Annotated in this window: 29 protein-coding genes; 23 read left to right on the top strand and 6 right to left on the bottom strand. The window is 33.3% G+C overall.

The genetic code is table 11. From position 1 onward, the window contains the following. Positions 1 to 22: 22 nt before the first annotated feature. The 4 genes from L987_RS09510 to L987_RS09495 all read left to right on the top strand — a co-directional run bounded on the left by L987_RS09510 (position 23) and on the right by L987_RS09495 (position 3,996). The gene (locus L987_RS09510; RefSeq protein WP_011302562.1) at positions 23 to 1,174 is read left to right on the top strand and encodes an acyl-CoA dehydrogenase family protein; all 1,152 of its coding nucleotides are present in this window, start codon (positions 23 to 25) and stop codon (positions 1,172 to 1,174) included. A gap of 184 nt (positions 1,175 to 1,358) precedes the next feature. Beyond that, positions 1,359 to 2,273 (top strand): ABC transporter substrate-binding protein, encoded by a 915-nt coding sequence (locus tag L987_RS09505; protein WP_011302563.1) that lies wholly within the window; start codon positions 1,359 to 1,361, stop codon positions 2,271 to 2,273. A gap of 400 nt (positions 2,274 to 2,673) precedes the next feature. Continuing rightward, positions 2,674 to 3,222, top strand: coding sequence for a biotin transporter BioY (locus L987_RS09500; RefSeq protein WP_011302565.1), 549 nt, complete (start codon positions 2,674 to 2,676; stop codon positions 3,220 to 3,222). Between the two features lie 36 nt (positions 3,223 to 3,258). After that, positions 3,259 to 3,996, top strand: coding sequence for a GNAT family N-acetyltransferase (locus L987_RS09495; protein ID WP_041784894.1), 738 nt, complete (start codon positions 3,259 to 3,261; stop codon positions 3,994 to 3,996). Positions 3,997 to 4,064: 68 nt separating this feature from the next. Here the strand turns inward: L987_RS09495 and fdhD are convergent, their stop codons facing one another. Then, positions 4,065 to 4,862, bottom strand: coding sequence for a formate dehydrogenase accessory sulfurtransferase FdhD (gene fdhD / locus L987_RS09490; protein WP_047504409.1), 798 nt, complete (start codon positions 4,860 to 4,862; stop codon positions 4,065 to 4,067). Positions 4,863 to 5,068: 206 nt separating this feature from the next. On the opposite strand from fdhD, the gene L987_RS09485 reads away from it, so the two are divergent. The 8 genes from L987_RS09485 (at position 5,069) to L987_RS09450 (ending at position 13,138) form a co-directional block, all read left to right on the top strand. Beyond that, complete coding sequence (locus L987_RS09485) at positions 5,069 to 6,073, top strand: LacI family DNA-binding transcriptional regulator (protein WP_011302568.1); 1,005 nt, start codon at positions 5,069 to 5,071, stop codon at positions 6,071 to 6,073. A gap of 104 nt (positions 6,074 to 6,177) precedes the next feature. Next, entirely contained in the window at positions 6,178 to 7,338 is a 1,161-nt protein-coding gene (locus L987_RS09480) for a galactokinase (protein WP_047504406.1), read from the top strand. 35 nt (positions 7,339 to 7,373) lie between these two features. Then, positions 7,374 to 8,375 carry a UDP-glucose 4-epimerase GalE gene (gene galE / locus L987_RS09475; protein ID WP_011302570.1) on the top strand — a complete coding sequence of 334 codons (1,002 nt, stop codon included), beginning with the start codon at positions 7,374 to 7,376 and terminating at the stop codon, positions 8,373 to 8,375. A gap of 3 nt (positions 8,376 to 8,378) precedes the next feature. Next, entirely contained in the window at positions 8,379 to 9,869 is a 1,491-nt protein-coding gene (gene galT / locus L987_RS09470) for a UDP-glucose--hexose-1-phosphate uridylyltransferase (RefSeq protein ID WP_047504403.1), read from the top strand. Positions 9,870 to 10,066: 197 nt separating this feature from the next. Further along, on the top strand, positions 10,067 to 10,849 hold the full coding sequence (gene modA / locus L987_RS09465) for a molybdate ABC transporter substrate-binding protein (RefSeq protein WP_047504893.1): 783 nt from the start codon (positions 10,067 to 10,069) through the stop codon (positions 10,847 to 10,849). 12 nt (positions 10,850 to 10,861) lie between these two features. Further along, on the top strand, positions 10,862 to 11,533 hold the full coding sequence (modB, locus tag L987_RS09460) for a molybdate ABC transporter permease subunit (protein WP_047504400.1): 672 nt from the start codon (positions 10,862 to 10,864) through the stop codon (positions 11,531 to 11,533). Beyond that, positions 11,534 to 12,139 (top strand): ATP-binding cassette domain-containing protein, encoded by a 606-nt coding sequence (locus tag L987_RS09455; protein ID WP_011302574.1) that lies wholly within the window; start codon positions 11,534 to 11,536, stop codon positions 12,137 to 12,139. Positions 12,140 to 12,304: 165 nt separating this feature from the next. Then, the gene (locus tag L987_RS09450) at positions 12,305 to 13,138 is read left to right on the top strand and encodes an MBL fold metallo-hydrolase (RefSeq protein ID WP_011302575.1); all 834 of its coding nucleotides are present in this window, start codon (positions 12,305 to 12,307) and stop codon (positions 13,136 to 13,138) included. Between the two features lie 87 nt (positions 13,139 to 13,225). Here L987_RS09450 and cudC read toward each other — a convergent pair whose 3' ends face one another. Next, on the bottom strand, positions 13,226 to 13,792 hold the full coding sequence (gene cudC / locus L987_RS09445; RefSeq protein ID WP_002482586.1) for a choline uptake/conversion transcriptional regulator CudC: 567 nt from the start codon (positions 13,790 to 13,792) through the stop codon (positions 13,226 to 13,228). Between the two features lie 236 nt (positions 13,793 to 14,028). On the opposite strand from cudC, the gene L987_RS09440 reads away from it, so the two are divergent. Continuing rightward, positions 14,029 to 15,033 (top strand): ThiF family adenylyltransferase, encoded by a 1,005-nt coding sequence (locus L987_RS09440; protein WP_011302577.1) that lies wholly within the window; start codon positions 14,029 to 14,031, stop codon positions 15,031 to 15,033. 14 nt (positions 15,034 to 15,047) lie between these two features. Next, entirely contained in the window at positions 15,048 to 15,548 is a 501-nt protein-coding gene (locus L987_RS09435; protein WP_011302578.1) for a MogA/MoaB family molybdenum cofactor biosynthesis protein, read from the top strand. A 137-nt stretch (positions 15,549 to 15,685) separates the two neighbouring features. On the opposite strand, the gene moaC is transcribed toward L987_RS09435, so the two are convergent. Continuing rightward, the gene (gene moaC / locus L987_RS09430; RefSeq protein ID WP_037537903.1) at positions 15,686 to 16,174 is read right to left on the bottom strand and encodes a cyclic pyranopterin monophosphate synthase MoaC; all 489 of its coding nucleotides are present in this window, start codon (positions 16,172 to 16,174) and stop codon (positions 15,686 to 15,688) included. A gap of 64 nt (positions 16,175 to 16,238) precedes the next feature. Here moaC and L987_RS09425 point away from each other — a divergent pair, with 64 nt between their 5' ends. The 7 genes from L987_RS09425 (at position 16,239) to L987_RS09395 (ending at position 21,076) form a co-directional block, all read left to right on the top strand. Further along, positions 16,239 to 17,498 carry a molybdopterin molybdotransferase MoeA gene (locus L987_RS09425; RefSeq protein WP_011302580.1) on the top strand — a complete coding sequence of 420 codons (1,260 nt, stop codon included), beginning with the start codon at positions 16,239 to 16,241 and terminating at the stop codon, positions 17,496 to 17,498. Beyond that, positions 17,495 to 17,986 (top strand): molybdopterin-guanine dinucleotide biosynthesis protein B, encoded by a 492-nt coding sequence (gene mobB / locus L987_RS09420; RefSeq protein ID WP_011302581.1) that lies wholly within the window; start codon positions 17,495 to 17,497, stop codon positions 17,984 to 17,986. Before L987_RS09425 ends, mobB begins: the two co-directional genes overlap by 4 nt. Beyond that, the gene (locus L987_RS09415) at positions 17,987 to 18,433 is read left to right on the top strand and encodes a molybdenum cofactor biosynthesis protein MoaE (protein ID WP_011302582.1); all 447 of its coding nucleotides are present in this window, start codon (positions 17,987 to 17,989) and stop codon (positions 18,431 to 18,433) included. 5 nt (positions 18,434 to 18,438) lie between these two features. Further along, positions 18,439 to 18,672 (top strand): molybdopterin converting factor subunit 1, encoded by a 234-nt coding sequence (moaD, locus tag L987_RS09410; RefSeq protein WP_002482593.1) that lies wholly within the window; start codon positions 18,439 to 18,441, stop codon positions 18,670 to 18,672. Positions 18,673 to 18,678: 6 nt separating this feature from the next. Beyond that, positions 18,679 to 19,287, top strand: a complete 609-nt coding sequence (gene mobA / locus L987_RS09405) for a molybdenum cofactor guanylyltransferase MobA (RefSeq protein ID WP_011302583.1) — start codon at positions 18,679 to 18,681, stop codon at positions 19,285 to 19,287. Between the two features lie 14 nt (positions 19,288 to 19,301). After that, positions 19,302 to 20,324, top strand: coding sequence for a GTP 3',8-cyclase MoaA (gene moaA / locus L987_RS09400; protein WP_011302584.1), 1,023 nt, complete (start codon positions 19,302 to 19,304; stop codon positions 20,322 to 20,324). A 401-nt stretch (positions 20,325 to 20,725) separates the two neighbouring features. Then, complete coding sequence (locus L987_RS09395; protein ID WP_047504397.1) at positions 20,726 to 21,076, top strand: transcriptional regulator, SarA/Rot family; 351 nt, start codon at positions 20,726 to 20,728, stop codon at positions 21,074 to 21,076. Between the two features lie 223 nt (positions 21,077 to 21,299). Here L987_RS09395 and L987_RS09390 read toward each other — a convergent pair whose 3' ends face one another. Then, positions 21,300 to 22,511, bottom strand: coding sequence for an MFS transporter (locus tag L987_RS09390; RefSeq protein WP_047504393.1), 1,212 nt, complete (start codon positions 22,509 to 22,511; stop codon positions 21,300 to 21,302). Positions 22,512 to 22,515: 4 nt separating this feature from the next. Beyond that, complete coding sequence (locus tag L987_RS09385) at positions 22,516 to 22,947, bottom strand: MarR family winged helix-turn-helix transcriptional regulator (RefSeq protein WP_011302586.1); 432 nt, start codon at positions 22,945 to 22,947, stop codon at positions 22,516 to 22,518. Between the two features lie 395 nt (positions 22,948 to 23,342). Between L987_RS09385 and L987_RS09380 the strand changes: the two genes are divergently transcribed. After that, positions 23,343 to 24,104 carry a VOC family protein gene (locus L987_RS09380; RefSeq protein ID WP_002482599.1) on the top strand — a complete coding sequence of 254 codons (762 nt, stop codon included), beginning with the start codon at positions 23,343 to 23,345 and terminating at the stop codon, positions 24,102 to 24,104. Here the strand turns inward: L987_RS09380 and L987_RS09375 are convergent. Further along, positions 24,101 to 24,352, bottom strand: coding sequence for a hypothetical protein (locus L987_RS09375; RefSeq protein ID WP_011302588.1), 252 nt, complete (start codon positions 24,350 to 24,352; stop codon positions 24,101 to 24,103). The two genes, L987_RS09380 and L987_RS09375, sit on opposite strands and share 4 nt — an antisense overlap. A gap of 120 nt (positions 24,353 to 24,472) precedes the next feature. Here L987_RS09375 and L987_RS09370 point away from each other — a divergent pair, with 120 nt between their 5' ends. Continuing rightward, complete coding sequence (locus L987_RS09370) at positions 24,473 to 25,720, top strand: lipid II:glycine glycyltransferase FemX (protein WP_047504390.1); 1,248 nt, start codon at positions 24,473 to 24,475, stop codon at positions 25,718 to 25,720. The last annotated feature ends 12 nt before the right edge of the window (positions 25,721 to 25,732 follow it).

The raw sequence follows: 25,732 nt of genomic DNA, 5'->3' as shown, positions 1-25,732 counted from the left end.
TATAATGGACGAGGTGGAAAAAATGAAAGATTCTGCATTAATACATACAGATATTCAAGAAAAGTGGATAGCAAAATTGAATACAGTGAAAGATAAATTTAGATCACATGCAGTCTATAATGATCAACATTCTAGGTTTCCATATGAAAATATTGAGTGGTTAGTCAATGAAGGTTATACATTATTAACTTTACCTAAAGCATACGGTGGCGAAGGTGCCTCAGTTGAAGATATGGTTATTATTCAAACCTATTTAGGCTCTATTGATGGTGCAACGGCACTTTCAATTGGCTGGCATTTGAGTGTTGTGGGTCAATTATATGAACAAAAGATGTGGGACGAAGACATGTTAAATCAATTTGCGGAATCTATCATAAACGGTGCACTGGTTAATAGAGCTGTAAGTGAAGCGGAAACAGGGAGTCCAACACGAGGTGGTAGACCTGCTACGAATGCAATTAAAAATGAAAATGGCTATATATTAAATGGTGTTAAAACATTCACTTCTATGAGTAAGGGGCTCACGCATTTTATTGTGAGTGCATATGATGAAACGATTGAGCAAGTAGGATTTTATCTTATAGAAAAGGATACACCAGGCGTAGAAATTGCAGATAATTGGAATATGGTAGGAATGAGAGCTACAGAAAGTCATGATTTAATATTAAATGATGTTCAAATACCAGAACAGAATTTTGTAGAAATTAGAGGCGCTGGTGGTAAAAAACCAAACGGTTGGATTCTACATATCCCAAGTACTTATTTAGGCATTGCGCAAGCAGCAAGAGATTATGCTGTTGACTTTGCTAAAACTTATAGCCCTAATAGTATAGAAGGTACGATAGGAGATATAACAACCGTTCAGCAAAATATTGGCAAAATGGAATCCTTGCTATTATCTGCGCGTCACTTTTTATGGAGTACAGCATCATTATATTCAAATACCCATTCAGATAAAGCTATATGGAATGAAACATCTGCAAGTAAGGTGTTAGTCATGAATCAAGGACTCGAAGTAATTGATATTGCCATGCGTATTGTCGGTGCTAAGAGCCTTGAAATGGAACGTCCGTTACAACGTTATTATCGAGATATGAGAGCAGGTTTACACAATCCACCAATGGAAGATATGGCATATACTAATATTGCTAAAAGTGTATTAGATAGATTTTAGAAAATATAAAGACTTGAGAAAGTTTCATTTAATAGTTGTAATTAAAATGCATTTAGACATAGTGTCTGAATGCATTTTTTTAATAACTTAAAAAGCTAAAAATTTGACTTTTTACTATTGTAAAATTACTAGAGTCATTATATAATCAATTGGTACTGATAATCATTTTCAATGGAGGAGAATTATGAAAAAATTATTATTTCCGTTACTTGCTTTAATGCTTATTTTAGCCGCATGTGGTAATAAATCAGATAGTGACTCAAATAGCGACAAAAAGGAAGAAACAAAATCATATAAATTAGATAGTGGAAAAAGTATCGATATTCCTAAAAATCCAGAGCGTATTGCTGTTGTGGCGCCTACATATGCCGGTGGTATTAAATATCTTGGTGGTAAGATTGTGGCAGTAAATGAACAAGTCGATAACAGCAAATTACTTAAAGATAAATTTAAAGGTGTAGAAAAAATTGGGGAAAATGATGTAGAAAAGGTTGCAAAAACAAAACCTGATTTAATCGTTGTTTATTCAACAGATAAAAATATTAAAAAATATCAAAAAATTGCACCTACAGTTGTGTATGACTATGGTAAACATAAGTATTTAGATCAACAAAGAGAATTAGGGAAATTATTAGGTAAAGAAGATGAAGTGAAATCTTGGGAAGATAAATGGAAATCACAAACTAAAAAAGATGGACAAGAAATAAAAGATAAAATAGGCGAAGATGCTACTGTTTCAATCTTTGATGAATTTGATAAAAAACTATATAGCTATGGTCCTAACTGGGGTCGTGGTGGCGAAGTATTATATCAAGCATTTGGTCTGAAGATACCTGATAAACTAAATGATTTAGTTAAAAAAGAAGGATGGGCAGAAGTTAAACAAGAAAAAATTGCTGATTATGCCGGCGACTATATTGTTTCAACAAGTGAAGGTAAATCAACACCTGCTTATGAAAAAACAGACTTATGGAATAATATTCCAGCGGTACAACAAGATCATGTAATTAAAGTTCAAGCTGAGACATATTGGTACAATGATCCATACACATTAGAATTTATGAGAAAAGATTTAAAAGAAAAACTTTTAAACAATTAAACTAAATTATCAGTACGCTAAATCAATTTGATTGTATGTAGTAAATAATAAGTACTTTAGGACAGAAAGACTCATTTTTAAAACATTCTAAGATTAGCTATGAAGAAATCTTTACAATAGATTTTTTCATAGCTATTTTTTATAGTTTCAAAGAGGAAGGCGCTGCATGTATATGCTAAGGGTAAGGTATAGATATGTAGTTTTTCATTCATCATATGATATTAAACATCAACATGTTATAAAATGGGTGCAATATATTTATTTTATTAAAGGGGTTTATGTGGTCTTATGCTTGTGATGATTTAATGGTAAAAATACTAAAAAACGCAACCTAATGTAAACTTTTTATTTTTTAAAGTTTACATTCGTGATATAATTTCTTCATCGAGGAGGAATAACTATGACAACAAAAAGATTAGTATATACAGCATTGATGACAGCAATGATAGCGGTACTAGGCTTTGTGCCTGCGATACCATTGCCGGTAATGCCAGTACCCATTGTTTTACAAAATATAGGTATATTTCTAGCAGCGATACTTCTTGGACGTAAATATGGTACTTTAAGTGTCATTGTTTTACTATTACTAGTAGCAACAGGTCTACCATTATTATCTGGCGGCCGTGGCGGTATTGGTGTATTTGCAGGACCTTCAGCAGGTTTTTTATTTATGTATCCAGTGATTACATACCTGATTGGTTTAGTGAGAGATTTATATTTTAATAAAATGAATTTTGTTGTATTATTAGGTACAACAATTGTGTTCGGTGTATTACTGTTGGATATTGTAGGCACTATCATTATGGGGTGGATAACACATTTACCAATATCTAAGTCAGTAATGCTTTCATTCGTCTTTATGCCTGGAGATTTATTAAAAGCGATTATTGCGAGTTTAATAGGCAATACAATGTTAAACCATAGTCAATTCAAACAATTAATGAAGTAAAAACATAGAGGGAAGGTGTATAAATTGGTCATTTCTATGAATGATATTTTTCAACAAGGCACGGTTTATCAAGATGATAATAGTAAAACCATTTATTTAACACCTGAGGAACCATTAGTATATGATACAAACAAATGGGTATATAAGCGAATGCCTACGCTTAATTCTTGGAAATTAGATATGGCTTACCAACAATTTATGCATAAACAACAAGGATCTTCCCACCTTGCATTTACTTTTCCTGAAAATGAGAACCTAGATCAACAATGGTTGGATGAAATAAAAGCATTAGAATTTGAGTTAGGGATTATGGAGCTTTACGCTATCGAACCTCAGCATATCCATCAAGCTATAAACTCAGAAATAGATGTTACAATCGTGAACGATGAAACACTTGAAGATTATATAGCTATTTATCGTAGGTTTGCTGAACCCTATGGGCTAGCATATGCACAAGAAAGTATACAGATGATTCGTAATCAATTTCCACAAGAAAATAAATTGAGAATATTAGCATATAAGGGTGAACTCCCAGTAGGTATATTAGATTTAATTGTGTCCGCATCGGCGATGGAAATAGATGGATTTGGCGTGTTGGATGAATATCAAAGGCAAGGCATAGGCAGTGTGATGCAATCATTTGTAGCACAGATTGCGAAAGACAAAACGATAATATTGATAGCTGATGGTGAGGATAGCGCGAAAGATATGTATATAAAGCAAGGTTATATCTTTATTAGCTACTGTTATCAAATACTAAAAGAGCATATTTAAAATAATATCAAACGATACTATTATAATAGTAGTAAAGCGGAGACGTAGTTTGTTGATTTATCAACTAATTACGTCTCCGCTATTTTTATGCGTTCAGGATGACTATAAATATTAAAATTTCCGTCTCTAATAAAACCAATGGCTGTAATATTTAAATCTTGTGCGAGTGTTATGGCTAGCGTGGTTGGCGCGGATTTAGAAAGAATAACGCCCACACCGATTTTAGCGGCTTTAATTAATATTTCAGAAGAGATTCTACCACTAAATATAAGTACTTTATTACGTACTGGTATATGTCTTTCGATACAGTAACCATAAAGTTTATCCAGTGCGTTGTGGCGTCCGATATCTTGACGATGTTCGAAAAACGTATCTCCATCACTAATGGCTGCATTGTGTAAACCACCTGTTTGTTTGAATACTTCACTAGCGCTTTGTAAACGTGTCATCATATTCAGTACTTGTTGAGGATTTAATTCAATATTTGACATTGACGTCTTTGCTACTGCTGCATCATTTTGAAAATAAAATTCTCTACTTTTACCACAACAGGATGCAATCATGCGTTTAGTAGAATACTCGAAGCGTTCTCCTAAGGATTTTGTTAACTCAACGTGCGCAAACCCCTTACTATCATCTATTTGAATAGACTTTAAATCATCGCTTCTTAATATAGCACCTTCAGAAGCTAAAAAACCAAGTGTAAGTTCTTCCATATGATTTGGACTACAAATAACTGTAGCAAATTCTTCACCATTTACCATAATAGTTAATGGAAATTCAGTAACATAGTGATCTTTTTTTTCTATCAGTTTACCATCTTCAAAGCGTACAATTGTTTGATTTGTCAAAACATCTTCATGCATACAAGCACCTCATTTCATATTCTATTATTATTTTAGCTTATTTTTAGTTGTAAAAAAATGATTAGGTTTATAAAGGTATTATCATTACACGATTCTGTTTATAAGTTGCTTTTAACGATTAATCAGATTTAGTTACGTCACAATTGATTTAACATAAAGTGAGAAGTAAACTTAAGGTAAACAATACTAATAGAGGTGATACATGAATGGCAAGTATTAGGGATATTGCACGTCAAGCTGAAGTAAGTCCAGGTACTGTTTCACGTGTTTTAAACAATGATCCAACTTTATCCGTTGCTAAAGAAACGCGGACACGCATACATCAAATCGCACAAGCGTTACAATACGAAAAAGTTACTAGAAAAAATAAACGTATCCAAATTATTACATACGCTTCTCGAGAGAAAGAAATGTCGGATCCATATTATAGAGAAATCCGATTAGCGATAGAAGCAGAAGTTAAAAGATTAAACTTATCCCTTAAGCGCACAATTAGAATTGATGGGCAACAAGATCATATCGATTTAAACAAAATTGAAAATGCAGGCGCCATTATTGTAATTGGGAATTTTTCTGTAGATGCATTGAACAAATTGAAAACGCACAACGCTAACATGGTGGTCATTAATAATCCAAATACACCTAAATCTATTGATGCTGTGTATTCTGATTTGGATGATGCAATGACAGAACTGCTTAATCGCATTTTAGATAAAGGTCTAACGAAAATTGCATATATTGGTGGGCACCATACAATACGAGAGTTGAATGGTATAACAACTACTAACGCAGCAGATGTTAGATACCAAGCATATCAATCATGGTGTGAAAAACATGACGTCGAAGAAATAGTGTTACTCAATGGATGGGGAAAAACACAGGGAGAGGATGCAGTGAAAGTTTATTTAGAAAGTGATCATGCGTTTCCTCAAGTATTTATTGCTGGCAACGATATGATTGCAATCGGTATTTTACAACAATTGCAACTAAATAAAAAAGCAATCCCTGAAGAAGTGAAATTAATTAGTTTTAATGATTTAGAAGTGATTCAATATGCAGTGCCTTCTATTAGTAGCGTGCATATTCCTGTCGATGAATTTGGGAGAACTGCTGTCAGAATGGCAGAAGAACGTATCAATAACACAAGGCAAATCGCAATTCATGTTGTTGTAGAAGCGCAACTCAAAGCAAGAAACACATTTAAAGTATAGTTAACTTTATTGACAAAACATTTAGTAAACAAGTAAACTTTAATTGTGTTTACTAAAGGGCCGATAGGTATGTGAGATGGTTTAGAAAAAGGAGTGGCAAGCTTATGTTACAGGAAATGCACAAAAAGTTTGAATCTTTATTTGATGTAAAAGCAGATGTGAGGGCGTTTGCACCAGGACGAATTAATCTAATTGGGGAACATACTGATTATAACGGTGGTTATGTATTTCCAGCTGCAATAGAACTGGGGACATATGGTTTAGCATCTAAAAGAACGGATCGTATCATTCAATTATATTCAAATAATTTTGAAGATGCAGGTATTGTATCTTTTACATTAGATGAACTTGAATTTAACGAGCAACACGATTGGGCAAACTACCCTAAGGGTGTCGTTAAATATTTAAAAGAAGAATTTAATGATATCAATCAAGGATTCAATATTTTAGTTGAAGGAAATATACCGAATGGTGCGAGTTTATCGTCATCAGCTTCTATTGAATTACTAACTGGCTGGCTAATTAAACAATTATTTAATTTGCATTTAGAGCGCTTACAACTAATTAAATTAGGACAAGTCGTTGAAAATAAATTTATGGGTGTGAATTCAGGTATAATGGACCAATTTATTATTGGTATGGGTAAAGCAGAGCATGCCATATTATTAGACACCGCTACACTTGATTTTGACTATGTACCTGCTAAATTTGGAGATTATGTCATCTCAATTATGAATACAAATAAAAGACGTTCACTAACTGAAAGTAAATATAATGAACGTAGATCTGAGTGTGAAAACGCACTCTCACAATTACAGCAGCAATTAGAAATCACATCTTTAGGTGAATTATCTTTAGCGCAATTTGAGAAGTACCAATCACTTATTACTGATGAGGTCGTATGTAGACGTGCCAAACACGCGATTTCAGAAAATGAGAGAACGAAGCTTGCACATAAAGCATTGGCTGATAATAACTTTGAACAATTTGGGCAATTACTCAATGCATCACACAAATCATTAAAAGAAGACTACGAAGTTACAGGTATTGAATTAGATACCTTAGCTGAAACAGCTCAGCAAGTAGAGGGTGTATTAGGCGCAAGAATGACAGGTGCTGGTTTTGCAGGATGTGCCATTGCTTTAGTGGATAAAAATAGTATACAGAAGTTAGAAGATGAAGTATCAAAAGCATATATTGATAAAATTGGTTATGCACCTTCGTTTTATCATGTGGGTATAAGTGATGGCGTTAAGGCTTTGTAAGCAATACAAAATGATTAAAAGAAAGGATTTTGAATATGTCTGTTTTAGTATTAGGTGGCGCTGGATATATTGGTAGTCATGCGGTGGATCAATTAATAAGTAGAGGTTACGACGTCGTTGTTGTAGATAATTTAGGGACAGGTCATCGTGCAGCTGTAAATAAAGATGCACGATTTTATGAAGGCGATATACGTGATAAGCCATTTTTAGATCAGGTGTTTACAACTGAAACAATAGAAGGTGTCTTCCATTTCTGTGCATATTCGTTAGTAGGTGAATCTGTTGAGAAGCCGTTAGCGTATTTCAACAATAATGTGAATGGTTTACAAGTGTTATTAGAAGTCATGTATGATCATCAAGTAAAACATATTATCTTTTCCTCAACTGCAGCAGTATATGGAGAACCAGATACAGTGCCTATTACTGAAGCAGATTCTAAAACACCGACGAGTCCTTATGGTGAAAGTAAGTTAATGATGGAAAAAATGATGCATTGGAGTCACAATGCTTACGGTGTTAATTATGCAGCCTTGCGTTACTTTAATGTAGCGGGTGCAAAAGAAGAGGGCACTATAGGTGAAGACCACCGTCCAGAGACGCATTTAGTGCCAATTGTATTACAAGTTGCATTGGGACAAAGAGAAGCATTAACGATATTTGGTGATGACTATGATACGGAAGATGGTTCATGTATTCGTGACTACCTTCACGTTGTCGACTTAATAGATGCACATATTTTAGCTTACCAACATTTACAAAATGGTGGGGAATCTGGCGCATTTAATTTAGGAAGTAGTCAAGGGTACTCAGTATTTGAGATATTAGAAGCGGCTCGAAAGGTGACAAACAAACCAATTGAAGCGAAGGTTGGACCTAGAAGAGCTGGAGACCCTAGTAAATTAGTTGCATCAAGTGATAAAGCACAATCAATACTTGGTTGGAAACCAAAACATGATAATATACATGACATTATTGATTCAGCTTGGCGCTGGCATAATCAACATCCAAACGGTTATCAAGAAGATACGGAGGTATAAGGCATGTTATTAAATCAACAATTAGTACAGCAATTTGTCACACAGGCAATTGCATTTGGTGATTATGAACAAGAAGATAACATTTATATTCAAAATCAACTGCTCCGAATTTTAAATGCAATAGGTATTGATGTTGATAATGAATCACCACTAAACCAAGATGCCACTGCAAATGCGATTGCTCAGTATTGGATTGAACAAGCAGTTAATGAAAACTGCCTAGAAGATGCATTATATAAAAAAGAAATCGTTGAAGCACAAATATTAGATTTAATAACACCTCGACCTTCAGTTATTAATCGAAATTTTGTAGAAGCCTATAAAAAATCACCGGAAACAGCTACTAATTATTTTTATGAAATAACTAAACGGAATCATTATGTAAAAGAAGATGCCATTGCTAATAATATTAATTATGAAGTAGAAACAGAATACGGTGATATTGAAATTACAATCAATTTATCTAAACCTGAAAAAGATGCAAAGCAAATTGCGAAAGCTAAAGCTGAACCAGCTAAACATTATCCTAAATGTGCACTATGTATTGAAAATGAAGGCTACCAAGGCTCGGTTACACAAGCAGCTCGTACGAATCATCGTATTATACGATTGAAATTAGACGGAAAGTCGTGGGGATTCCAATATTCACCATATGCTTATTTTCCAGAGCATAGCATTGTGTTATCTGAACACCATGTGCCTATGGAAATTAATAAACAAACATTTGTTAATTTGTTAGCGTTTATTGAACAATTTCCACATTATTTTATTGGATCTAATGCAGACATTCCATTAGTTGGTGGATCGATTTTATCACATAATCATTATCAGGCCGGCAAACATGTATTTCCTATGGATAATGCGGCAGAAATAGAGCGGTTTACAATGAATCAATTTTCATCGGTAACAGCGAGTACGTTGAATTGGCCAATGAGTGTGATTCGATTAAAAAGCGAAAATCGCGATGAACTCATTAATGCAGCAACATATGTCATGAATACGTGGAATCAATACTCAGATGAAACGATAGATGTAAGGGCATTTAGTAAAGATGGTGAAAGACATCATACTGTAACACCGATTGCACGTTATAGACAATCACAATATGAATTAGATATTGTTTTAAGAGATAATCAAACTTCCGAAGCATTTCCAGATGGGATATTCCATCCACATGAGGATGTACAACATATTAAAAAAGAGAACATCGGTTTAATAGAAGTGATGGGTACGGCGATATTACCAGGGCGCTTAAAAGAGGAATTACAACAAGTAAAAACGTATCTTGTGGGTGATAACCAATTTGATTTAGGTATACACCAGCAATGGGCTGAAAATATGAAGCGCACTTATGATATCAATAAACAAAATGTTGACGACATCGTTGATAAAGAAGTCGGTTATAAATTTAAACGTGTGTTAGAAGATGCAGGTGTTTTTAAAAACACCGATACTGGACGCCAAGCATTTAAACGCTTTATCAAACATTTATAATAAAAGCAGCGCATGTCGAATTGATTAGGCTATGTTTAAAAACGCGCTATATTTTATGACATGTTATAAACTGAAAATATTTTTATCTCAAGGCGGAGTGAAGAAATCAAACTGGACTCATTGATTTCTTCACTCCGCTCTTTTATTTTCTTGATTACAAGCATATAATAAAATGAAAAAGGATGATTATTTTGAAAATTAGATTTAAATATTTAATTATTTCATTGATTGCTTTATGCCTTATGTTAGCAGGATGTTCAAACGGTGATAATAAGGATGATAGTAAAACGAAAAGCGATGAAAAAGCTAAGCAAGAATTGCATGTTTCTGCAGCAGCAAGTCTAACGGATGTCACTAAGGACTTAGAAAAAGCTTTTAAAAAAGATCATAAAGATGTAGACGTTTCTTTTAATTATGGTGGTTCAGGTGCTTTAAGACAACAAATAGAAAAAGGTGCACCAGTAGATGTATTTATGTCTGCAAATACGAAAGATGTGGATGGGCTAGTTGATAAAGACAAAGCGCAAAATACATATGAGTATGCTAAAAATCAATTAGTATTAATTGGTGAAAAAGATAGTAACTATCATTCAGTGGCTGATATACAAGGCGATGATAAGCTAGCCATCGGTGAAGCGAAATCAGTACCTGCAGGTAAATATGCTGAGCAATATTTAAAAGATAATCATTTATTCGATAAAGTGAAACCAAATTTAGTTTATGCCAAAGATGTGCGTCAAGTATTAAACTATGTTGAAAAAGGTAATGCACAATTAGGTTATGTGTATAAAACAGATTTATATCAATCACAACAAAATGGTAGTAGTAAAGTGAAAGAAATCAATACAGCCGATTTGAAAAAACCAATTACTTATAAAGCAGCTACTACAACGGATAAAAAGTTAGCGAAAGAATGGATAGATTTCTTAAAAACAGATAAGGCCAAAGATATTTTGAAAAAATATCAATTTGATGCATAGGAGGATTTAGCAATGCCAGATATTACACCATTTTGGATATCACTTAAAGTAGCCGTTATAAGTACTATCATAGTAACTTTAATTGGCGTACTCATTTCAAAATGGTTATATAGACGTCGTGGTATCATTGCTAGAATCTTAGAAAGTATCATAGTCTTACCTATTGTTTTACCGCCGACTGTGATGGGGTTCATCTTGCTCATTGTGTTTTCACCAAGAAGCTATATTGGGGCATTTTTTGCTAATGTATTACACTTACCCGTAGTGTTTACATTGACTGGTGCAGTCATTGCCTCTGTGATCGTCAGTTTTCCATTGATGTACCAACATACTGTACAAGGCTTCCGCAGTATAGATCATAAGATGCTAAATACAGCTAGGACAATGGGAGCCAGTGAAAGTAAAATATTTTTTAAATTAATTCTACCGCTATCTAAACGGGCAATCTTATCTGGGGTAATGATGAGCTTTGCGAGAGCAATCGGTGAATTTGGCGCTACGCTTATGGTGGCTGGCTATATTCCAAACAAGACGAATACATTACCTTTAGAGATTTATTTCTTGGTTGAACAAGGTAAGGAAAATCAAGCATGGTTATGGGTAATTGTATTGGTAGCATTTGCGATAACTGTTATAGGTACAATTAATTTGTTAAATAAAGATCGTTATCGGGAGGTTGATTAATTGTTACATATACATCTGAAACATCAGCTTAAAGCAACACCATTAAGCATACAAATTAATGATGATAAACCAAAGATATATGCAATTAAAGGACCATCCGGTATTGGCAAGACGACAATATTGAATATGATAGCGGGTTTAAGACAACCTGACAGCGCATTTATACAATTGAATAAACGTATTATTTCAGATTCAGCGCATGCGATTTATGAGAAAATTCAAAAAAGAAATATTGGCTATCTTTTCCAAGATTACCAACTTTTTCCTAACATGAATGTCTATCAAAATATTACTTTCATGGCACAACCTTCTGATCATATTGATAAATTGATGAAACAACTAAATATTGATCACCTAAAAGATCAATATCCTATGCGTTTATCAGGTGGAGAAGCACAACGCGTGGCTTTAGCTAGAACACTGAGTACAAAGCCAGACTTGATTCTGTTAGATGAACCATTTTCAAGTCTAGACGATTCGACTAAGCATGAAAGTATCCAACTTGTGCAACGTATATTTGAAAAGTGGCAAATTCCTATTATATTTGTTACACATTCAAATTATGAGGCCACCTCACTAGCGCATGAAATCATCACTATTGGCTAAAATCATTTTCCAAATATAAACTTCAATACTTAAAAACCTGTATGACATAGATAATAGTTATACAGGTTTTTTTAAAAGTATAAGACAAATATCTATAATATGAATGTATTTTTTGATCAATTTAAATGATAATAAGCATCATTTTATTTTAGAAGGGGTGTATATATGAAGATAGAATTTTTAGGAACAGCAGGTGGGTTTCCGTCACTTTATAAGTCCCATTCGCAACATTCACAAGCAATACATAGAACTGGACCAGCTATTTATATACATGACCTCCAATTATTAATTGATACTTCTGAGGATATATTTTATCAATTACGCCGTTCAGAAATTTATGATATAAAATATGGCATATATTCGCATTGGCATCCTGATCATACGATGGGTATAAGAATTTGGGAAACATTAAATTTTGATTTTATAAATAAAGTACCACAATCCAAAAAATCGAAAATAATCCTTACAGAGCAACATGTAAATGATTTTAAAAAATATTTTGGTCATTGGGATCATTTAAACTATCTAGGCGATTTAGGTGTAATTGAAAAAGAGATTATTCCTAACAATGGTCAAATAAAGATAGGTGAAACGACTATAGAGTGGATTCAGCTAGCAGAAGACATTGCATTTGGATTTTATATTACGACATCCACATTACGCATTTTAATTATCCCGGATGAAATTAAAGGTTATCACCCAATAGAAAAATTGAAGAACGTTGATGTTGCGATTTTACCATTTGGTAGTAATGAAGTTAATCCAGTTACCGAAGAACGAATTCACGAAAATGGTATGCTAGCAGCGTTAGGTGAAATTACTTTTCAAGAAAGTGTGACTATCGCGCGTGAAATCAATGCAACACACACTTACTTTACACACATAGAAGCAACGGAAAACTTAAATGAAACACACATTGAACAATTAGAACAGCAATTAAAAGAGGAAGGATTGTTGACTACCATTGCTTACGATGGTTTACAAATTACAATAGAATAAATATGGCAACAACCATTAATAAAGTACCCTTCAAAGCCGACACAACAAAGTGAAATGGAGAAGGGTACTTTTTTAGTTAAATATTGATCAGCTTTGTGAAGCGCTAGTTTGATTTGGAATAGGAAAATAATCAAAAATTTCTCCGGAATGTAGTGCTTCGGAAAGTGTAGATAGCCAAGCGTAATAGACTTTGGAATGTTCAATTTGTTCTAACATTTTATTGGCATCTTCAATCCATTCTGGTTCTGCATCTTCAGAATCAATAATAGGGAAGAGTAATTTTTCTGCTCGTTGAATGGCTTCTAAATTTAATTTGATTTCACGATTCCATTTTTGCGAGAAAAAATTACCGAAAAACGTAAAGAAATCTTTTTCTGCTGTAAAGTGTTGTTTTCTGCTACCTCTAATAAATTGTTGCTTTACACCATCAAATTCTTGTAGTCGTTTAACACCGGCACTCATACTTGGTTTACTCATTTGTAACTCATAACGCATTTCATCTAATGTCATGCTTTTTTGTTCGAAAACCATCGTGCCATAAAGATTACCTACGCTCCGATTGACACCGTAAAGATCCATTGTTTCTCCAATAGAGTTAATTACGATATCTTTCGCTTCTTCTAATAGTTGTTCAAAGTTTTTTGATCGCGCCATGAATTCACCTCAAAATAATATTTGATTCATTGTACCATGAAGTTAAGATAATAGGATATGTTCAGAATGTTGAAAATACTTGTCTATATTAATGAAAGATAAAATAAAAACACGTATTAGAGCTGAATAAAGATAAGGGGAAACACTACTTTATAACAATATTAATTTTAAACCGTTGTTACATTGGAGACCAAGATTTATAATAGAAATAATGATGTGAAGAGAGGGTTATTCGTGTGACACAGGATCGATATTCAAGACAAATGTTATTTAAACATATTGGATCAGACGGACAGGATAAAATTAAGAGACAGCATGTACTTATTGTTGGTATGGGTGCTTTAGGTACACATCTTGCAGAGGGTTTAGTGCGCTCTGGCATAGGTGAACTTACGATTGTGGATAGAGATTATATTGAATACAGTAATCTTCAAAGGCAAACATTATTTTCAGAAGCGGATGCAGATGCAGCATTGCCTAAGGTCATTGCTGCAGAAACAAAATTATTAGCAATTCGTAAAGATGTCGTCATACACAGTCATATCGCACATGTTGATCGTCAATTTTTAGAAGCGCATGCTACAAATATTTCTTTGATTTTAGATGCTACAGATAATTTTGAAACGCGGCAATTAATTAATGACTATGCGTATCAACAGAATATACCGTGGATTTATGGTGGTGTAGTGCAAAGTACTTATATAGAAGCTGCATTTATACCTGGCACAACACCGTGCTTTAATTGCATGGTACCACAATTGCCAACCATCAATATGACGTGTGATACGGTAGGTGTTATACAACCCGCTGTAACGATGACGACAAGTTTACAAATACGCGATGCATTGAAACTATTGATAGAACATACGCCTGATACTAAATTGACTTATGGTGATTTATGGGAAGGTACACATTTTAGCTTTGGATTTAGTAAATTATATAGAACAAATTGTCCAACTTGTGGTCAAAATCCAACATATCCCCATTTAAATGAAACCAAACGTCAGTATGTTAGTTTGTGTGGAAGAGATACGGTGCAATATGAAAACCCTAATATTTCCCAGGAAATGCTAGGTGTATTTTTAAATCAACACAAAATCGCATTTAAACGTAACCCTTATATCATTCAATTTCAATATAAAGGTTATCGTATCGTCAGTTTTAAAGGTGGACGTATGCTGATACATGGCATGAAGCAACCACAAGAAGCAATTAAATTAATAAATCAATTATTTGGATAAATGAGGTGGGCATCGTGCATACAAATGTGCAATTAGACAAAGATATAAAATGTGCTATTTTAACCGTTTCTGATACAAGAGATTATGAAACGGATAAGGGGGGGCAATTGGCTCAATCACTACTTTCAGAATTGAATGTAAGTATTGCTAGTGAGCATTATCGAATTGTTAAAGATGAACAAGACTTAATTCAAAAACAATTACGAGAATGGTTAAAGGAAGATATAGATGTCATTATTACAACTGGTGGTACAGGGATTGCTCAGAGGGACGTTACAATAGAAGCTGTATCAGCACTAATCACAAAAGAAATTGAGGGTTTTGGTGAATTATTTAGATATTTGAGTTATACCGAAGACGTTGGAACACGTGCACTTTTATCAAGAGCGATTGCAGGTGCAGTTGGAGATAAGTTGATATTTAGTATTCCTGGTTCAACAGGCGCTGTTAAATTAGCGTTGAACAAGTTGATAAAACCAGAATTAAATCACCTAGTGAAAGAAATAACTAAATAATAAAAGCGCCAAGTGTAACTTGAATTCTGATTTATTTAACAGAATTGCGACACTTCGCGCTTAGTTTATATAGTTGCTGCTAAAAAATGATGGTCATGACTTCAGTTTACTTTGGGTAATTCAAGGAGTCACTATCTTTAATTATCTTGGCGCTGATAGTCGCCTGATTTCCCACCTGATTTGGATAACAGATAGGTTTCACCGATTACCATACTTTTATCTAATGCTTTTGTCATATCATATACGGTAAGGGCAACAGCAGTAGCAGCGGTTAGTGCTTCCATTTCAACGCCAGTTTTACCTGTTGTAGAGACAATCGTCTGTATATTAAGTGTGTATGATTGTTCATTTTCTTGCCAATCAAATGTTACATCTATGCCAGTTAGTGGTAATGGGTGACACATAGGAATAATATCTGCAGTATTTTTAGCGGCCATTATACCCGCAATTTGAGCAGTATTTAAAACATTCCCTTTTTGATTTGTATGTTCGACAATTTGTTTATAAATTTCCGAGTTAACTGTGATACTTGAATGTGCAATTGCAGTACGTTTAGAAATGTTTTTTTCTGAAACATCTACCATTTTAGCATTGCCTTGGTGATTTATATGCGTAAATTCAGACAAAATATCCCTCCTAATCGTTTCTTAGTATATCACGAAATTAATTTATGTAAGGAGTAGATTTAAAATGCCAGTAGAAAAAAGAACGCCAATTCCTGTAAGTGAAGCAATTGAACGTGTAGTCAATCAATCGATTTATACGCAACAAGTAGAAGTTCCATTAAATGAGAGTATCCATCATATTTTAGCCGAAGATATCATTGCGACATATGAAATTCCACGGTTTAATAAATCCCCCTATGATGGCTTTGCTATTCGCAGTAAGGATACGGTAGGTGCTAGTGGTGAACAACGTGTAAGCTTTAATGTGATTGATCATATTGGAGCAGGATCTGTTTCTGATAAAACGGTAGGCGCTTTCGAGGCGGTTCGGATTATGACAGGGGCTGCTCTACCAGAAGGTGCAGATGCAGTGGTTATGTTAGAACAAACTGTTGAAAACGGACATAGTTTTACTTTGAGAAAAACCTTTGAGCCAAATGAAAATGTTTCTTTAAAGGGTGAGGAAACAGAGATAGGAGATATCGTACTGGAAAAGGGGCAATTAATTAATTCCGGTGCCATTGCTGTATTAGCAACTTACGGTTATACACAAGTAAAAGTAAATAAAAAGCCAAGTGTAGGTGTTATAGCTACTGGTAGTGAGTTATTGGATGTGAATGATGCTTTAGAACCAGGAAAAATTAGGAATTCAAATGGTCCTATGATTACAGCCTTATCGCAAAAATTAGGGTTAAGTGCTATTGCATATCAAATTCAAGAAGATGATTTGGACAGTAGTATTCAAGTCGTAAAAGAAGCAATGGCTAAACATGATATTGTCATTACGACTGGTGGCGTGTCGGTGGGTGATTTCGATTATCTGCCACAAATATATGAAGCATTAAACGCAGAAGTACTATTCAATAAAATAGCGATGCGACCAGGTAGTGTTACGACTGTAGCAGTTGCAAATGAAACCTATCTATTTGGATTATCTGGGAATCCATCGGCTTGCTATACTGGTTTTGAGTTATATGTTAAACCGGCAGCACTTCATATGATGGGTGCTAATGCAATATATCCTCAAGTAATACAAGCGACATTAATGGAAGATTTTAAAAAGGCGAACCCATTCACAAGATTTATACGTGCCACAGCGACGTTGAATGGAAAAGAAATGACGGTAGTACCATCAGGGTTTAATAAATCAGGCGCTGTAGTTGCGATAGCCCATAGTAATGCTATGATTATGCTTCCAGGTGGAACGAGAGGTTATAGTCAAGGACATACGGTTAACGTCATATTGACGGAATCACAAGCATACGAAAAGACATGTTTTATATGATTCTACAAATTGTGGGTTATAAAAACGCTGGAAAAACGACGTTAATGTCACATACAATCCAATTTTTAAAATCACATTTGTTAACAGTGGCAACTGTTAAACATCACGGATTTAACCAATTAGTTAATCAAGAAGCGGATATCACATTACAAAATGATCAAGTTGACCATATGAAACATTTTAATGCAGGTGCTGATCAAAGTATTGTACAAGGTAAGTCTTATCAACAGTCGGTAACAAGAAAAGAAAATCAAAGTCTTGAGGAAATCATCAGCGAATCTGTTACAATAGATTGTAACGTGATACTCGTAGAAGGCTTTAAATCTGCACCATTTGATAAAGTAGTTGTTTATCAAGATGAGAAAGAACGTCAAAGTCTAAGCCATCTAACGAATGTAAAATACTATGTGAATTTGGCCGATACAGATGCATTGACGCTTTATAATCAATGGCTATTTCATTATTTTAAAATAGAAGGAATGCATTAAATGAAGCAATTCGAAGTGAAGTGTGACCCGATACAAACTGAGCCATATAGAGATTATGTCCTAGATGAAAATCAAGGCGCGGTAGTTGTTTTTACAGGTCATGTAAGAGAGTGGACGAAAGGTGTTAAAACAGAATACTTAGAATATGAAGCATATATTCCTATGGCTGAGAAGAAACTCGCTCAAATTGGAGACGAAATATCACAGAAATGGCCTGGAACAAAAACAGCAATTGTTCATAGAATTGGACCACTGAATATATCTGATATTGCTGTAATTATCAGTGTTTCCTCGCCACATCGAAAGGATGCATATCGCGCAAATGAATATGCTATTGAACGAATCAAAGCAATCGTGCCTATATGGAAAAAGGAAATATGGGAAGATGGCGCTCAATGGCAAGGGCATCAACATGGGAATCACAATGATGCAGTTGAGGGGGAATAGTAATTATGAAAATACTATACTTTGCAGAATTAAAAGAAATTTTAGCTAAACAGACTGAAACAATTGATTTAAGTTATGATATTACGGTAGATGATTTTACTAAAGATTTATTTGAACGTTATCCTCAAATCAAGGATAAGCAATTTCAAATTGCAGTAAATGAAGAATTCGTCAAAAGTGATGACATCGTACATCAAGATGATACAGTGGCATTAATTCCACCAGTTAGCGGAGGGTAAAAAGACATGAAAGCAATTATACTTGCCGGAGGACAATCAGAAAGATTCGGCGAACCAAAGGCTTTTGCTCAAATAAATGCGCAACCATTTTATAAGCGTATTATTGACGTTTTAGAGGGTACAAATATGTTTAATCAAATTATTATCAGTACAAATGAGACATTAGCATCTCAATTTGATCATTCTGATATTATTATTGATGAAGATCAAAATAAGGATAAAGGTCCTTTGGCAGGTATTCAGTCAGTCATTCAGCATTATGAAAGTGAGGAACTGTTCTTTGTTGTGTCGGTTGATACACCTATGATTTCTCAAAAAGCTGTGAGTAAACTATATCAATTCATGGTAGAACACCTTATAGAAGACCAATTAGATATCGCTGGGTTTAAGGAAAAGGGCAGACCCATACCGACTATTGCTTTTTATAGTCCGCACACATTGCCATATATTGATGATGCATTAAATTCAAACGATTATAGTTTGAAAAGTGTTTATAATAAAGTGAAAAGTGATTGGTTAGATGTAAATTTAATTGAATCACCAGATTATTGGTACAAAAATATTAATTATCAACAAGATTTGGACTCTTTACAACAAGATATATTAAATAGATAAGGGGACCTAATGTTATGGTAGAGCAAATAACTGATAAACTTGGACGTCCGATTCGTGATTTAAGACTGTCAGTTACAGATCGTTGCAATTTCCGTTGTGATTATTGCATGCCGAAAGAAATATTTGGTGATGACTTTGTATTCTTACCTAAAGATGAGTTGCTTACCTTTGATGAAATGGTACGTATTGCACAGGTATACACGCAATTAGGTGTGAAAAAAATAAGAATTACAGGTGGGGAACCATTACTAAGACGTGATTTAGATAAATTGATATACCAGTTAAATCAATTAGAAGGTGTAGAAGATATTGGTTTAACGACAAATGGTTTATTATTAAAAAAACACGGTCAAAAATTATACGATGCTGGCTTGAGACGTATCAATGTCAGCCTAGATGCAATAGACGATGCTGTGTTCCAAGCCATAAACAATAGAAATATTAAGGCTTCTACGATTTTACAACAAATTGATTATGCAGTTGCTATAGGATTTCAAGTGAAAGTAAATGTAGTGGTACAAAAAGGTGTAAATGATGACCAGATCGTACCTATGGTGCAATACTTTAAAGATAAAGATGTACAAATTCGATTTATTGAATTTATGGACGTTGGTAATGATAATGGTTGGGACTTTAGTAAAGTTGTGTCAAAAGACGAAATGCTTGAAATGATAGAGCAGAATTTTGATATTGAGCCAGTGGCACCGAAATATTATGGTGAAGTTGCAAAATATTATCAGCATAAAGATAATAAAGCACAATTTGGTTTGATAACAAGTGTTTCTCAGTCATTCTGTTCTACTTGTACACGTGCACGTCTTTCATCAGATGGTAAGTTTTATGGATGTTTATTTAGTACTGTAGATGGATTTAATGTTAAGTCATTTATGCGCAATGGCGCAACTGATAATGAATTATTCGAACAATTTAAAGCATTATGGAATATCAGAGATGACCGCTATTCTGATGAACGAACTGAACAAACAGTTGCAAATAGAAAACGTAAAAAAATAAACATGAATTATATAGGTGGATAATAAAAAATGAAATGAGTCTGGGACAAAATAGATGTCTCAGATTTTTTTCATTTAGGCAGTAGATGACTGAATTGAAAATGGAAAGATGCCTATTTTTAATTGCCTTTTAATAAATTTCAAGGTCAAAATGATAGGATGCTTAACCTTTAATGATATTTAATTTCGCAAAATATAAAATAGATAAAATTTGTTAATTTATGTCTAAAGATATTGAGTAATACAAATTTTTTAAGATGTTCATTTGAGATTATATAAATTATATTCAATTGAAGATAATATTTATCTGTTTCAATAAAAATAATAGATTAAATGAAGAAAGTGTTATATAATACTTTTGAAGCTTATTCATTAAATAAAGCCATAGAACACAACGAGAGTAGTCAATAAGGAGGCCATTTTTTATGGAAAGTAAAGTATCATATTTTATAAATTCTGAAAGAGCATTAAGTCAATTAAAGCATTGGTTAAAATCTGTACATCGCTTATCAATAGAAGAATTTGTCATATTGTATAAAGTGTATGAAGCAAAGAAAATGAGCGGTAAAGAGTTAAGAGATGCCTTGCATTTTGAAATGCTTTGGGATACGAGTAAAATTGACGTTATTATTAGAAAAATTTATAAAAAAGAGCTCATTTCTAAAGTGCGTTCAGAAACGGATGAAAGACAAGTTTTTTATTATTATAATGATATACAGAGTAAATTATTAGATGACATTATCAATGAAATTGAAAAAATTCAAATAGCACAATAGTGTGATATACATAAATTAAAACAATCAGATAGGATTACAATCAAATATCCATAAAAGTTCTGTAGGTTTATATTCGATAAGGAATGGCTAGGAGTGGATTACCTTAACTGATCCAGAAAATCTACTAACTTAATATCGTAGGGGAATATACTTTATAGTTATTTACTGTCGAACTAAAAAGAGTCTGAGACATCAAGCGGTGTCTCAGACTCTAATTTTTTAATTAAAATGAACTTAAATTTTTAACTTTTCTGCCGTGTACAAAGTAGTAAATGATCGCTGTGATTAAAACGATGATTGCCATTATTGCATAAAGTTGTGCGTAGCTCACAGTTGATGTAAAGAACCCTAATACATAAGGTCCAAATCCTAAACCTAAATCAAGACCAATAAAGTAAGTAGAAGTCGCAATACCATATTTAGCTGGCGGTGAGACTTTAATCGCAATGGCTTGCATACAAGATGAAATATTGCCGTAACCAGCACCTAAGCATAAACCAGCAATTATGAGTAACCAACCATTGTTTGTAATACTTAAAGTAAGGAAAGTAATGATTAAGAATATGAATGCTGGATAAGCTACTACATTTTCGTTTTTTTGATCCATTAATCGACCAGCAACTGGGCGTGTAATAAGTGAAGCAATTGCATAGAATATAAAGAAGTAACTTGATATTGTTACAAGATTAATTTCTTGGGCAAAAAATTGTAGAAATGTAAGAATTGATGAATAGGTTAAACCGGAAATCAACATGATAATTGCAACGGGTACAGCCTCTTTTGCAATATAATTGTTAATATTGAATTTTTTAGATTGAGTCGTTTGCTTTTTAGACTCTGTGTTACTTTCTACTTCAAATTGTAATTTAATAAAGAAAGAAATAATAAAGCTGATAATGCCACAGAGTAAGCAGATTGTGAATAATAATTTAATAGGGAAGCTATTGATTAGTAATAAACCGAAGAATGGTCCGATTGCTGCACCTATGACCAAACTTAAGGAGAATAAGCTAATGCCTTCACTCTTTCTGTCATTTGGTGTGACATAAGCTGCAATTGTTCCTGTAGCAGTTGTAGTAATACCTGTAGCAATACCATTAACGAGTCTAGTTACCATTAAGAAAGCTAAAGAACCTTCTATAAAATAAAATAATTGTGTAACTAATAAAAAGCCTAAACCAATGAGTAATATACGTTTAGGCCCAATTTTATTAACATATTTACCAGTCGTAAATCTACCTATTAATGAGCCGATAATAAATAGCCCTGTAACTAGTCCAGCAACACTATCTGAGGCGTGGTACTCTGATTTTGTATAACTAGCAATAATAACAATCAGTAGATACATACATAGATTAATTAAAAAATTAGTAAAAAAGTTAATGTTAAAACTTTTTGTCCAAATCGGTGATTTCAGAGAAGTGGATTGATTCATTTGACTATTCCTCCATATTGATAATTTGTTCATGGATCTTTTGAATGACTTGTATTGCATAGTTAAGTTCATCATCTGATAAACCAGTATTTTCAATAATTTTATCCTGTACATCACATATACGTGTATTGATTGCACCATAAAGTTGCTGTCCTTTTTCAGAAAAAGATAATAATTTTTCTCTTTTATCTTCTCCAGGTTCAATCGTAAGTAATGATTTATCAGAAAGTACTTTTAAAATCTTTCTTGTAGTTGGTTTTTCAATTGCTCGACGCTTTGAAATTTGAACGAGTGTCGTTGGTGCGTTTTGAGCAATATCTTTTAATACCAACCATTGTGCGGGATAAACATCAAATTCCTCAAATACCGGTTGGAAAAATTTAGTGTAGGGTCTATAAATAGCTGTTAGATGATTGAATATACTTTGTGAGTCCATAAGATCCTCCTTAATAGTTAGCTAGGCTAACCTATTTAGCAACAAACAATATTGTAAACCTTTTTGTAGGATAAAGCAATAGTATTTTATTTTTAAAATCAAGTTATAACCTGTTTGATGTTAAAAAGACTTAAGCGAACATAAAAAATCATGCATTGATAATAAATGAAGAAATAGTGATTGAAATGAGGGCAAGCTGGTGGGAATTTCAGAAAATTTGTCATTTCTCACATTTGTAATTGAGTCAATGTATAAATAGTTGAGGAAAAGTGACAATAAGCGCCGACATTTGGTGAGTTTAATATGAAAGAAAGTTGTATGGATGTGTTATGAGAAGTAAAGTCGTATGCAATTTGTTATGATGAAGCTAAAGGAAGCTTAGGGGAGAGAAATTAATGCAATATTTGAAATTAGATCATATTATCCATTATATTCATCAGTTAGAGAACTTTAAATTTCCAGGTCATTTATTAACTTTGAACCAAGGTGGACAACATGAGCGTTTTGGTACATTTAATAGATTAGCTTATTTAGAAAATGCTTACGTAGAATTGTTGGATGTTTATAAACCGGAAGTTTTGCAAAAAATAGTGAAATCGGATGAAGGGCGTGTATCATTCCCATCTAAAATTGTGCAAGACCAATATAGTCAAGGAATGAAGACATTAGCTTTAAGTACGGCTGACATCAATCAACTTAAGGAAGATTTAGAAGAAAAAGGTATAGATGTTATCGGTCCGATTGAAATGCACAGAGAAAACATTAAAGGTGATAAGACATCCTGGAAATTATTATATATTGCAGATCCAGACTATAGAGTGAAGCCACCGTTCTTTATACAGTGGGATGAGAACGAGCAAAAAAGGAATGAAAAATTAGAAGCACTTCGCCAAAAAGAATTTATGATTAAATCCATTAATTTGCATAGTACCGAACGCGCACATACTGTGAAAAAATGGCAACATTGGTTTGATATGGACATAGTTAGTGAAGATGAGAAAGTCACAATACTTAAATTAAAACATGATGATTTGATATTTAAAATAAGTGATGGTCCTAACTCAGGATATAAATCAATAACAATTAAAGATAGTAAAACGACTTCTCCATATACTTTAATTATAAGAGGGTTAAGTTATATATTTGAGGCAGATTAATAAATGTAAATATAAGCACTATGAGCGATAATGAATATGTGTATCAATGAAATAATAAGTGTTAAAATAGTTAAATAAGTTGAAAACTTATTAGTACGCAATAACAGTAAGTAAATAGATATGACAAAAGTTAATGCTGCTAAAATAATTCTTAGACTTAAATATGAAATTGTCAGTGGTTCAATAAAAGCTTGAATAACGAAAACTAAATTAATAATTAAAAACAATCCAATAATAATACTACGCATAGTTACACCTCATTTCTAAATTTATTATAGTATATCAAATGAGTGAATTCTATGTGAAAGTTTGCTAAAAGCATTGTATAATACCAAAGTATTGAATTGATAAAGGAGACATCAGTTTTTATGGAAAAAATGAATATTACAGATCAAGCACATGATGCATTTGTTAAAGCACACCCACAAGGTGACTTATTACAATTAACGCAGTGGGCAGAAACTAAAACATTAACTGGATGGTACTCAAGACGTATCGCAGTTGGAGAAGACGATGAAATTGTAGGGGTAGCGCAACTACTATTTAAAAAAGTACCTAAACTACCTTATACACTGTGCTATATTTCAAGAGGATTTGTAACAGATTATAGTAACAAGTTGGCATTAGAAACTTTACTTGAAGCTGCAATGCAAATTGCCAAAGAAGAAAAAGCATATGCTATTAAAATTGATCCAGATGTTGAAGTAGATAAAGGTGCAGACGCTTTGTCTAATTTAAGAGCGCTTGGGTTTAAACATAAAGGGTTTAAAGAGGGCTTATCTAAAGATTATATTCAACCAAGAATGACTATGATTACACCAATAGAAAAAACGGATGAAGCATTAATTCAAAGTTTTGAACGTAGAAATCGTTCAAAAGTGAGATTAGCTTTAAAACGTGGTACTACAGTTGAACGTTCAAATAGAGAAGGTTTGAAAACATTTGCTAATTTAATGCAAATAACAGGCGAAAGAGATGGTTTTTTAACTAGAGATATTAGTTATTTTGAAAATATATATGATGCATTACACCCTGATGGGGATGCTGAGTTGTTTTTAGTGAAGTTAGAACCTAAACCTGTTTTAGAAGATTTAAGACAAGAATTGCATGAACTAGAAGATGAAAAAGCAAAACTTGCAGATAAAAAGCAGGATAAGAAGACACTTAATAAAATAAATGATGCTGATAATAAAATAGCCAAAACTCAAGAACTCATTGATGAAATGGTTACTTTAGAATCAACGCATCCAGAAGGCATTTATTTATCAGGTGCTTTATTAATGTTTGCTGGTAAAAAATCTTACTACTTATATGGGGCTTCATCAAATGAGTATCGTAACTTCTTACCAAACCACCATATGCAATTTGCTATGATGCAATATGCAAGAGAACATGGTGCAACGTCATACGACTTTGGTGGAACTGATAATAATCCTGATAAAGATTCAGACCATTATGGTTTATGGACATTTAAAAAAGTTTGGGGCACATATTTAAGTGAAAAAATTGGTGAATTCGACTATGTGTTAAATGCACCTTTATATCAAATTATCGAGAATATTAAACCAAAACTTACAAAAGCCAAAATTAAACTGTCTCGAAAATTAAAAAAATAAAGCATTTCAGAA

The sequence above is a fragment of the Staphylococcus sp. ZWU0021 genome (genome assembly GCF_000798895.1).
Lineage (GTDB): Bacteria > Bacillota > Bacilli > Staphylococcales > Staphylococcaceae > Staphylococcus > Staphylococcus saprophyticus.
Note: the sequence above shows the minus strand (reverse complement) of the source record. Positions and strands in the feature narration are given on the sequence as shown.